This window comes from Martelella mediterranea, from assembly GCF_021021415.1.
Taxonomy (GTDB): domain Bacteria; phylum Pseudomonadota; class Alphaproteobacteria; order Rhizobiales; family Rhizobiaceae; genus Martelella; species Martelella mediterranea_C.
The window spans coordinates 1-7,465 of sequence record NZ_JAINWJ010000055.1 but is presented as its reverse complement, the minus strand read 5'-3'; the positions used below and the strand labels follow the sequence as shown (position 1 = coordinate 7,465).

Annotated in this window: 9 protein-coding genes and 1 pseudogene; 5 read left to right on the top strand and 5 right to left on the bottom strand. The window is 58.4% G+C overall.

Translation table 11 applies throughout. The features are described 5' to 3' along the window. Window positions 1–177: 177 nt before the first annotated feature. From K7H91_RS22590 to K7H91_RS22580, 3 genes are read left to right on the top strand one after another with little or no spacing between them, the layout of a single operon-like run. Window positions 178–1,206 (top strand): hypothetical protein, encoded by a 1,029-nt coding sequence (locus K7H91_RS22590; RefSeq protein ID WP_230722454.1) that lies wholly within the window; start codon window positions 178–180, stop codon window positions 1,204–1,206. After that, window positions 1,203–1,724: a TRAP transporter small permease gene (locus K7H91_RS22585; protein ID WP_230722453.1), complete on the top strand. Its 522-nt coding sequence runs from the start codon at window positions 1,203–1,205 to the stop codon at window positions 1,722–1,724. The genes K7H91_RS22590 and K7H91_RS22585 overlap by 4 nt, the downstream gene beginning before the upstream one ends. Then, window positions 1,721–2,359: a TRAP transporter large permease subunit gene (locus K7H91_RS22580; RefSeq protein WP_230722452.1), complete on the top strand. Its 639-nt coding sequence runs from the start codon at window positions 1,721–1,723 to the stop codon at window positions 2,357–2,359. Before K7H91_RS22585 ends, K7H91_RS22580 begins: the two co-directional genes overlap by 4 nt. A 47-nt stretch (window positions 2,360–2,406) precedes the next feature. Here the strand turns inward: K7H91_RS22580 and K7H91_RS22575 are convergent, their stop codons facing one another. Further along, the gene (locus tag K7H91_RS22575) at window positions 2,407–2,841 is read right to left on the bottom strand and encodes an RrF2 family transcriptional regulator (protein ID WP_230722451.1); all 435 of its coding nucleotides are present in this window, start codon (window positions 2,839–2,841) and stop codon (window positions 2,407–2,409) included. 174 nt (window positions 2,842–3,015) lie between these two features. Between K7H91_RS22575 and K7H91_RS22570 the strand changes: the two genes are divergently transcribed. After that, window positions 3,016–3,987: an alpha/beta fold hydrolase gene (locus K7H91_RS22570; RefSeq protein WP_230722450.1), complete on the top strand. Its 972-nt coding sequence runs from the start codon at window positions 3,016–3,018 to the stop codon at window positions 3,985–3,987. Between the two features lie 56 nt (window positions 3,988–4,043). Here the strand turns inward: K7H91_RS22570 and tnpC are convergent, their stop codons facing one another. The 3 genes from tnpC to tnpA form a co-directional block, all read right to left on the bottom strand. Continuing rightward, window positions 4,044–5,648 (bottom strand): IS66 family transposase, encoded by a 1,605-nt coding sequence (tnpC, locus tag K7H91_RS22565; protein ID WP_230722449.1) that lies wholly within the window; start codon window positions 5,646–5,648, stop codon window positions 4,044–4,046. Window positions 5,649–5,717: 69 nt separating this feature from the next. Then, window positions 5,718–6,071, bottom strand: a complete 354-nt coding sequence (gene tnpB, locus K7H91_RS22560) for an IS66 family insertion sequence element accessory protein TnpB (protein WP_024707692.1) — start codon at window positions 6,069–6,071, stop codon at window positions 5,718–5,720. Continuing rightward, complete coding sequence (gene tnpA / locus K7H91_RS22555; protein ID WP_230722448.1) at window positions 6,068–6,457, bottom strand: IS66-like element accessory protein TnpA; 390 nt, start codon at window positions 6,455–6,457, stop codon at window positions 6,068–6,070. The genes tnpB and tnpA overlap by 4 nt, the downstream gene beginning before the upstream one ends. Here tnpA and K7H91_RS22550 point away from each other — a divergent pair. Continuing rightward, the gene (locus tag K7H91_RS22550) at window positions 6,456–7,232 is read left to right on the top strand and encodes a TRAP transporter large permease subunit (RefSeq protein ID WP_230722447.1); all 777 of its coding nucleotides are present in this window, start codon (window positions 6,456–6,458) and stop codon (window positions 7,230–7,232) included. The two genes, tnpA and K7H91_RS22550, sit on opposite strands and share 2 nt — an antisense overlap. 74 nt (window positions 7,233–7,306) lie before the next feature. On the opposite strand, the pseudogene K7H91_RS22545 reads toward K7H91_RS22550, so the two are convergent. Continuing rightward, window positions 7,307–7,465 (bottom strand): annotated as a pseudogene (locus K7H91_RS22545) (IS6 family transposase); the annotation flags it as partial.

Here is a 7,465-nt window from a genome sequence, read left to right as displayed (position 1 = left end):
AAGCTCACGCCGCCGCAACGTGCCACTCAGCCGCCGCTTACAGTCAATCGCACATACTACCGTCACAGAACACCCGAGCGCCCAAGCGCTGACGGCTCACATCCGCTCTCCTCAGGACGAGGAGACCCTGACTAAACAACCGCTAATACAAAACAATAGGGGAACCAAAACATGATAATGAGAAAACTCATTCTTGTTTCTACAATCGCATTCGTGGCCGGGCTAACCGGAAGCGCGCACGCCGAGACCAAGCTGCTGTTCAGCACCCTTTTCCCTCCCACGCACTCCCTTTACGCCGAAGTTCTGGTGCCATGGGCCGAAGCGGTGGAGGAAGAAAGCGGCGGCAGCGTCGAAATCGACTTCGCACCGTCGAGCCTGGCGCCGCCTCCGGAGCAGCTGGGAATGGTGGAAAATGGCATAGCCGATATCGCAATCCAATATACCGGCCTGCTTCCCAATCGCCTTACACCTCTTACCTTCACGGAGTTTCCTGGCCCTAACTACTCGACTGAAGTTACCTCGGTTGCGATCTGGCACGTCTATGACGAGATGCTGCGCGACAAGATAGATCTGAAGCGCGTCAAAATTCTGTCCGCGTTCAGCTTTCCCAAGACGTGGTTCTGGACCCTCAACGACAAGACCTACAACACACTCGAAGATTTCAAGGGCGCGCGCATTGCGACGACCACGGGTCTCGGCGCGACGGCATGGGGAGCGGTGAGCGACGGCGTGGTGGCCGGTCCGGCTTTCCGCTATTTCGAAATCGTCTCCAAGGGCATCGTCGACGCCTACACAACGATTACTCCGATTGATGTTCCCGGCTTCAACCTCGAAACCTACACGAAGGGCGGTATTGACCTTGGAGATATCGCGACTTCAGGCACCTTCATCCTCCTTGTCAACGATCGGAAATGGCGGAGCCTGACAGACGAACAGCGCGCCGCGATCGGAAAGGTCTCCGGCGAGGCGTTCGCGAGGCGTACTAAAGTTCTGGATGACAAGGTCGCCGAAACGCTTGCGCGGTTCGAAAGCCAGGGCATGACCCTCGGCGCGTTCTCGCCGGAGCTGCAGGCCCAGCTTCAAGAGAAAATGGGCTTCATCAAAGATGGCTGGGTAGAATCCGTATCCGCCATGGATATCGACGGGCGCGCGCTGCTGGATCGCTACCATGAACTTGAAACCGAACTGAGCGGCGAGCAGAAATGAACCGGACCAGATCGGTTTCTCTCGCCCTCGAGCGAACGCTTAACCGGCTGATCCTCCCCGCAGGGCTTTTCCTCTTTGCAATGATGGTCGTGACCGTCATTGATGTCGTCGCGAGGAGACTGATCGGACGCTCCATTCCTGGAGCGATCGATCTGGTCAGTGTCGGCTTCGCACTGTCCCTTTCATTGGCCCTGCCTGTGATCACCTGGCGCGAAACCCACTTCGTGCTCGAACTGTTCAGTTCCAACCCGACTGGCCCTCTCGGGCGGCTGCGGCGTCACTTTGTGGCTGGGATCTCGGCGGTCATCATCGGCATCGCGGGCTGGTGTCTGCTGCAATACGCATTGGACGCGTGGTACTATCAGGACGTCATGGGATATCTTCAGATTCCCGTCGCGCCCCTTGCCCTGATCATCTCGTTTTCACTTTTCCTGTCAGCAGCGATTTTCGCGATCCAGACATTTGGGCTCACGCGGCCCATCGTGCCCACCACATCTGAAGCGGAGGACACGCCATGACGGGTGCCCTGATTGGATTTGGGGTGCTGTTTGCACTCACATTTATAGGCGTACCGCTCGTCGCATCCCTCTTGGTGGTCGGTTTTGGCGGATTTGCGGTGTACAGGGGCTTCGGGGCGGCCGAAGCCGTCATTGGCCAGCAATTCTACGACGCAATGTCCAGTTACGGCTTTTCCGTCATACCCCTGTTCGTCCTCATGGGGGCGTTCATTCAGAGAGGCGGGCTGGCCGACGACCTGTTTGCGCTCGCGCGGGCGTGTCTCGGGCACTTGAGGGGCGGCATAGCGCACGCCACAATTGGCGCTTCAGGGGCGTTCGCCGCGGTGTGCGGAAGCTCCGTCGCCGCCGCCGCCACGATGTCGCGCGTCGCTATTCCGCAGCTGAAACGCTACAATTACGAGGTCGGTTTCGCAGGCGGCACGGTGGCGGCGGGCGGCACCCTCGGAATTCTCATTCCACCGAGCGTTCCGCTGGTCATCTTCGGCATCCTGACCGAAACGGATATTGCCGCGCTATTCATGGCCGGCATTCTGCCCGGAATTCTGCTGACTCTCTTCTACATGATGACGGCTTGGTTGATGGTTTTCCGTAAGCGGTGTTTCGCTCGCACACTGACCAAACATCTGTTCGCGTGATGGTTATCGGTCACTACCTAGTTGACGAAGCGCATATTGCGATCAGCCTATTGAGAGGTCGCTGACGCCTTGTGTTTGGCATCTGTCGCAATGTGCGCCAATGTCGTGGCAGCGTACTTCGCAATCAGATGGGCCTCTGCGGCAGCATGCGCCTTCTCTAGCACAGAGTTCGATGCACGCTCGACTGGGCAGGTTGGGTGATCTCGTGACACGGGCGCTGCGAGAGCTGGACCCTTTGTCAGAGCGCGCTGGACGTCAAGCACAGTAACCTGATCGAGCGACCGGGTCAGTTTCCAACCGCCTCCTCGGCCACCTTCGGATTCAACGATCCCATGCTCACGCAGCGCCCCGAGCGTACGGCGCACAACAACAGGATTTGTGTTCAGCATCTGAGCAATTCGTTCTGAAGTTTCCCTGCCGCCGAGTAGTCCCATGTGAACCAGCACATGCAGCATTCTGGCAAGCCGGGCATCGGTCGTCATTGCACACCTTTCCGCAACAATAAGAGTTACGCTATCTTGACATTCGGCCTTTAGCGTAACAGATATTGTTACGCTAAAGAAGGAGCGCAAATGCGACGCCGCCAGTTTTTGAGTCTTTCACCGTTCGTGTTTGGCTTTCCGTCGATAGCCCTGCCAGCAAATCAGGAGGCGTCCATGAAAGAGACAATTATTCAGACCCGCACGATCAACATGAGCATCCTGGATGCTGGTCAAGGCCCGTTGGTTCTGTTTTGCCACGGCTTCCCTGAGACCAAATACGCGTGGCGACACCAGATCAACGCAGTTGCAGAAGCTGGTTACCGCGCCGTTGCGCCAGATATGCGAGGTTATGGCGGTACCGACGCGCCTGAACACCTAGATCAATATACGGTCTTTCACGCGGTCGGCGACCTGGTGGCACTGCTTGATGCGCTTGGTGAGCACCAGGCGGTTGTCATCGGCCACGATTGGGGTGCAACAATTGCTTGGCAAGCTGCGCTGTTGCGGCCAGATCGGTTTCGCGCTGTCGTCGCACTTAGCGTGCCGATGATGGGACAGCCACCTATGCCGCCATCAAAGATTTTCCCGCAAACCGAAGACGCACTTTTCTACACGCTGTATTTTCAAAAACCTACGCTTGCCGATGAGGAGTTTAACCGGGATGTGAGCTTGACGCTTCGCAAGCTCATCTACGCAGCCAGTGGTGAAGCAGGCCCACGCAAGCCGGGCGATGGAACGCCCAATCCATTCGGAATGGTCGCGAAGAGCACCGGGTTGCTAGCAAGCCTCCCGACGCCAGCTAGTCTACCGGACTGGCTACCCAGCCAAGAATTTGACCAACTGGTGAGAGCCTTCGAACAGGCAGGCTTCACCGGCGGTTTGAACTACTATCGCAATCTTGATCGCAACTGGGAACTGCAGCAGGCTTACGTCGGCCAAGTCGTCCAAGTACCCGCACTTTTCATAATCGGCGAGCGTGATACTGGCCTCACTATACCCGGCATGGATCAGATTATCGCCGCAATGCCGAACTTGGTTCCTGACTTGCGAGGCTCCTATGTTCTTCAAGACGCGGGCCATTGGCTTCAACAAGAGCGAGCGAATGAAGTATCGGCGTTAGCGATCAAGTTTCTAGGCGAGCTGTAGACTTCCCGGATCGGATTGCCTCTCGTCTGGCCAACGCCAGACGAACCGACCAGCAGCTAATTGGTCAGGTCAAACTGCCGTGCCACTGATGCTGCGTAATTCCACGGTAACAACTCATCGATCCGACTTTGCTTATGTCCTTTCACGATGGCGGTGAGCGTGGCGGTCATGTAGCCAAGCGGATCGACGGCATTGAGTTTGCAGGTTTCGATCAGCGAGGCGATTGTTGCCCAGTTCTCTGCTCCCGCATCATGACCAGCAAAGAGTGCGTTCTTCCGGTTCAAGGCAATCGGCCGGATGGTCCGCTCGACGGTGTTGTTGTCGATCTCGATACGACCGTCGGTCAGGAAGAGCTTCAGACCATCCCAGTATTTGACGATGTAGGCCAATGCCTCGCCGAGCGGGGACTTCGTTGCCACGCGGGCGCGGTGACGGAAGAGCCACGCCTGCATCTCGGCGACGAGTGGCGCTGATTGTTCCTGCCGACCTGCAAGGCGAGCCTCAGGATCAAGTCCCCTAAGTTCGGCTTCGATGCGATACAGTTCGCCGATCCGCTTGAGGCCATCCTCGGCAATCGGTGCTGAGCCGTTGCGAGTGATCTCCACTAACTTGCGCCGAGCGTGAGCCCAACAATAGGCGAGCTGAATGTCTGGGCGGACACGCTCAGGGGCGATCAGCCTGTTGTATCCGGCATATCCATCGACCTGCAGGACGCCAGAGAACCCCTGCAATATCCGTTCGGCATGAATGCCTCCCCGGCCGGGCGCATAGGTGAAGGCGACACCTGGTGGAGCGCCGCCACCCCAAGGGCGATCATCCCGCGCCAGTGCCCAGAAGTATCCAGTCTTGGTTTTGCGGGAGCCGGGATCGAGAACCGGAGCACGGGTCTCGTCCATAAATAGCTTGGTCGAGCGCTTCAGGTCGGCGACCAGCGAGTCAAACACGGGACGCAATTCGAACGCTGCCCGACCGACCCAGTCGGCAAGCGTGGAGCGGTCGAGATCGATGCCCTGGCGGCTCATGATCTGGGCCTGCCGATAGAGCGGAAGGTGATCGGCATACTTGGAGACCAGCACATGGGCGACGGTTGCGTCCGTCGGCAGCCCAGCCTGGATCAGCCGTGCTGGTGCCGGAGCTTGAACGACTCCGTCCGTGCAACCACGGCAGGCATATTTGGGGCGACGAGTAACGATCACGCGGAACTGTGCCGGGATCACGTCCAACCGCTCGGAGACATCTTCGCCCATGCAATGCAGACAACCGCCGCAGGCGCAGATTAGGCTTTCTGGCTCAATAACCTCCTCGATACGCGGAAGATGCTTTGGAAGGGAGCCGCGATTGATCGCACGTGGCTTGCTAATCCTGCTTCCTGCAGGAGCGGCCGCCTCATCCTCAGCATGGATCACGGCGATAGCCGTCTCCAGGTCTTCCAAGGTCAGGTCGAATTGATCAGGATCGGTCTTCTCGGATTTGCGTCCGAATGCTGCCTGCTTGAATGCTGCGACCAGCTTCTCAAGCCGCTCGATCCGCTCATCCTTGCGGGCGATATACTCGTCTTTGCTGGCAATGGCGACATCCTTAGCCGCCTCGCTTAGCCGCGCCGCGATCAGCATCGCCTTCAGGGCGGCAACATCATCGGGAAGGTCGGCGGCATCAAGCATGGCCGGAAGCTACCAAAACCCGAGCCGATTTGCCTTCGGAATCTGCCGTGCTGAGTCATCGTGCCGCAGCTATTCGATAGCCTCTGGGGTTCTCGTCTGGACGGCATGAACACGCCGCCAATCAAGGCCCGCGAACAGGGCTTCGAACTGGGCATGGGTCAGCGTCATCAATCCATCCTTGATGCCGGGCCAGGTGAAAGTGTGCTCTTCCAGCCGTTTGTAGGCCATGACAATCCCGGAACCATCCCAGTAGATCAGCTTCAACCGGTCCGCCTTACGGGACCGGAAGACAAAGACCGTTCCGGTGAACGGGTCCTTGTGCAGCTCGTTCTTCACCAAAGCCGCCAACCCGTCATGACCCTTGCGGAAGTCAACAGGTTTGGTCGCCACCATGATCCTGACGCGGTTTGACGGAAAGATCATGTCTTTGCCGTCAGGGCGCGAGCGATAGCCGCGATCCGAGACGCTGACGCGCCTTCCTCAAGACGGATCGTGACGGGACCGATTACAATCTCGGGCCGTGTGGCAGCCTTTGCCGTCGGCGGCTCCGGCGCTGGAGCATCAACAACGATGGCGGCAAACTCGACTGCGTCTTCCGGCTCTGGCAGCACCAGCTTCCCTTGCCGCGCCAGCGTGCGCCAGGAGGACAGGTGGTTGGCCTTGAGCCCGTAGCGTTCTGCTACTTCATTCACCGTCGCGCCTGGCCGCAAGCTCTCCGAAACGATCCGTGCCTTGACCTCGTCAGGCCAATGGCGGTGCGCCTCACGCCTACTCCGCCGCGTTGTGAGAACCTCCAACGTAGACTCCATGGAGAAACTCCTTGTCTCTCATCCATGGAATGTCGATCACAGATCAGGCAGCGGCTGCCAATGTGGGGGCGGAACAGCGCTTACGGTTTTCCTGCGTCCCGGACTGGGTAAGCGCGCGGATCGCCTGCCCTGGCGCGAACGGCTGGAAGCCTTCAGGAAAACCTGGCTCATCGGCGGCCTGTTCCTGCTGGTCCTCGGCGGCATCTACTGGGGCTTCTTCACTCCTACGGAAGCAGGAGCCGTGGGCGCGGCGGGCGCCTTCATTCTCATGGCGATGCGCGGCAAGGCGGATTTCAAGAACATCACCGAGGCGCTGTCGGAGGCGGTCCTGACCACAGCTGCCATTTTGGTCACCATGAGCGCTTCCCTGGTCTTCAACAACTTCCTGACGATCACCGGGCTGACAGGCCAGCTTATTGAATGGGTTCAGAGTTATGCCGCGGTTCCTCTTCTGGTCATTCTCGCGATCTGCGCCATCTACATCGTCCTCGGTGCGGTATTCGACAGTCTCGCCGCAATGATCCTGACCGTGCCGGTCCTGACCCCGCTTGTCGCATCGCTCGGCTATGATCCGATCTGGTTTGGCATTCTCGTGGTCGTCGCGGTGGAACTGGGCCTGATTACGCCCCCGATGGGCATGAACGTCTTCATCGTGCAGCGCCAGACGCCGGGCGTCTCGGTTTGGACGCTCTTCCGTGGCGTAACGCCCTTCGTCATCGCGAACCTTATCCTTATGGGATTGCTTATCGCGTTGCCGTGGCTTGCCTTGGTGTGAAGTGGCTCGGGAAAATTGAACAGGCATCGTAAAGTTAAAAGACCCCGGTCAAAAGCCGCGCCCGCCGCTCACGCTTATGCTGCCTGCAGGCGTGCGATCTCATTCCACATCAGCATGGCTGCGGTTCTCAGTTCGCGGTGATGATCGGATGGAATATTGTGGCGTGGAATGTGAAAGAGATTTGCGACGGGGTCATGAATTGAAACGAACCGCTGGAGATGTCGGGCTGACTT